Raw genomic sequence first — 2,941 nt, forward strand, 5'->3', positions numbered from 1 at the left:
CTGGCCCTGGGGCTGATGTCATCGGGCTGCTCTCATCGGGCTGCGTCCTCGAACGACTGTCATCGAACCGCGGATCGCACGAAAGCATGGAACACAGACTGACGGCCCCGCCGTGCGGCGAGGTCTCTTGAAGCATAATCCCGATCACCAGGATATCCACTCGCCGGCAGGGTCTACGGCCCCTTCGGGCCCGATCGCGGGACAAGCCCGCTCCCACAGGATGAGTGAGGCTATCAGTCTTCAGTCAGCGCACCCGCTCACTGGTCTTGTTGACCTTGCCCCAGGCCGACAGCACGGTCGCCAGGATGATCACCCCTGCCCCGACCAGCATCCGTACCGACGGTTCCTCGTTGAACAGCCACCATGCGCAGGCAATGGCGTACACCGGCTCCAGCGCGATGATCATCCCGGCACTGCGCGCCTCCAGCCCTTCCAGGCTCTTGACGAACAGGAACTGCGACAGCCCGGTGCAAAACACGCCCAGCAAGCCAAGGTACACCCAGTCCGCCATCTGCAAACCGGGCGCTTCGAAATGGCTCAGCGCGAACGGCGCGACCAGCACGGCGACGGTGACGTTCTGCCAGAAGGCCACCTGCAATGCATCCATGCCGCGCACCGCGCGGCGGTTGGCGATGGCCAGCAAGGCAAACGACAAACCGGAAGCCAGGCCCCACAGCAAGCCGATGGTGCCCTGGTCGAGCAGATCGAATGAAGGCACCACCAGCACCAGCCCGATGCTCACCAGCAACAGCAGCATGGCTTCGCTGGCACCGATACGCTCGCGGAACACGGCCAGGTCAAGCAATGCGATGAAGGCCGGGAAGCTCGCGAAGCCCAGCGTGGCGACCGCGACGCCGCCCACCTTGATGGCGATGAAGAAGGTCACCCAGTGCGCGGCCAGCAGGGCGCCGGTGAGCGCCATGACCATCAGCTTGCGCAGGTCGAGCCCCTTGAACAGCGCACGGCGCTGCAGCTGGGCGACCAGGCCAAGGGCAAGCACGGCGAAGGCGGCGCGGCCATAGGTAATGATGGTCGCATCGGCATGAATGAGGGCGCCGAGGATGCCGGTCAGACCGAACAGCACAGCGGCGATATGGGCCACCACGAGGGCGTGGCGGGGACTCGTCCCTTGGACGATAGCGTTTACATCTGAAGCGATCATGGGCAGTCGAATCTATAAAGTATGCGCACGCAGCCACTCCCCAGCGGACCTGTGCACGGGTTTGTTTATTTGGGGAGATGTGTGGCCCCGGTGATCCGGGTGCCTTGAGCGCCGCAGCGTTGTCTGACCCTGACGGGCCGAGCTGCTTATCCGCCTTGCAACAGAAATGAAATCAGGTTGGCCACCGCCTGCGTGGGGCGGTGGCCGGGGTGCCGAACTCCGTCAGAACAGCACCGTTTCAATCACGAAGCATTGATCCAGATGGTCTTCAGCTCCGTGTACTGATCATGCGCCCAAATGGACTTGTCGCGACCGCCAAATCCGGACTCTTTGTAGCCTCCGAAGGGCGTCGACGCGTCGCCTTCGCCGAAACAGTTGACCGTCACGACCCCGGCGCGAATTTCACGCGACAGGCGCAGGGCGTTGCGCAGGCTGCCGGTGTAGGCCGAGGCGGCCAGGCCGTAGATGGTGTCGTTGGCCAGTTCGATGGCTTCATCGAGGGTCTCGAAGCTGGTCACGCTCAGCACCGGGCCAAAGATCTCCTCGACAAACAGCCGGCTGTCGCGCGCCACGTTGTCGACGATGGTCGGCTGCACGAAGACGCCTTGCTCGGTCTCGCCACCTTGCACCACGCTGAGCTTCTGCTCGGTGGCGTAGTCCAGGTATTCGCGCACCTTTTCGAAGTGCGACTTGCTGACCATCGCGCCCAGGCGGTTGTCCGGATCAAGCGGGTCGCCCAGTTTCCAGTCCTTGAGGTGCTTGCCGATCAGGCCCAGCAGCTCGTCCTTGACGTCCTTGTGGACGATCAGGCGCGAGGACGCCGAGCAGTTCTCGCCCATGTTCCAGAACGCACCGGCAGTGACGAACTGGGCGACTTCGTCCAGGTCCTCGCAGTCATTCATCACCACGGCCGGGTTCTTGCCGCCCAGCTCCAGCACCACGCGCTTGAGGTTGGACTCGGACGAATACTTGAGGAACAACCGGCCAGTGTCGGTGGAGCCAGTGAAGCTGACCATCGGGATGTCCATGTGGCGGCCGATGGCCTCGCCCACTTCACGGCCACCGCCAGGCACCAGGTTGAACACGCCGGCCGGGATGCCAGCCTGGTGCGCCAGCTCGGCGACACGCAGCGCGCTCAGGGTGGTTTCCTTGGCAGGCTTGACCACGATCGAACAACCGGCGGCCAGCGACGGAGCGATCTTCCAGGCCAGCATCAGCAGCGGGAAGTTCCACGGCAGCACCAGGCCGACCACGCCGATGGCTTCACGCACCACCATGGTCACGGCAGCATTGCCGGTCGGCGCGGTGGCGTCGTAGATCTTGTCGATCAGCTCGGCGTGCCAGCGGATCGTGTGGATGGTTTCCGGCACGTCGACGTTCTGGCACTCGCTGACCGGCTTGCCGCTGTCCAGCGCTTCCAGCACAGCCAGCTCGTGGGAGTTGTCTTCCAGCAGCTGGGCGAACTTCAGCAGGACGTGCTTGCGCTCGCCAGGCTGCAGCTTCGACCAGGCGCCGTCTTCGAACACCCGCTTGGCGGCCGCCACGGCCACGTCGACATCCTGGGTGTCGCAGGCGGCGACTTCAGCCAGCTGCTTGCCGGTGGCCGGGTTGGTGGTGATGAAGGTGCGGCCCGAGATGGCATCGCGGAACTCGCCGTCGATGAACGCCTGGGTCCGCAATTCCAGTCTGGCGGCGATGTCCGCGTATTGGGCCTTGCTCAGCAATTCAGCCATCTCATGCACCTCCGGTGATCTGGGCGATGTTGCGCTTGAGGGTCGC

At 64.1% G+C, this 2,941-nt stretch carries 2 protein-coding genes; both read right to left on the bottom strand.

The annotated features are described in order from the left end of the window. Window positions 1-244: 244 nt before the first annotated feature. Entirely contained in the window at window positions 245-1,162 is a 918-nt protein-coding gene (locus tag VJS90_RS19800) for a DMT family transporter (protein WP_324123327.1), read from the bottom strand. A 242-nt stretch (window positions 1,163-1,404) separates the two neighbouring features. Beyond that, on the bottom strand, window positions 1,405-2,895 hold the full coding sequence (locus VJS90_RS19805; protein ID WP_324123328.1) for an aldehyde dehydrogenase: 1,491 nt from the start codon (window positions 2,893-2,895) through the stop codon (window positions 1,405-1,407). Window positions 2,896-2,941: the final 46 nt, after the last annotated feature.

The sequence above is a fragment of the Pseudomonas sp. genome, from assembly GCF_035277045.1.
Classification (GTDB): Bacteria; Pseudomonadota; Gammaproteobacteria; order Pseudomonadales; family Pseudomonadaceae; genus Aquipseudomonas.

What these genes read in the sequence shown, in the direction of transcription:
- VJS90_RS19800 (WP_324123327.1), bottom strand. Translation starts at nt 1,162, where the DNA reads ATGATCGCTTCAGATGTAAACGCTATCGTCCAAGGGACGAGTCCCCGC.
- VJS90_RS19805 (WP_324123328.1), bottom strand. Translation starts at nt 2,895, where the DNA reads ATGGCTGAATTGCTGAGCAAGGCCCAATACGCGGACATCGCCGCCAGA.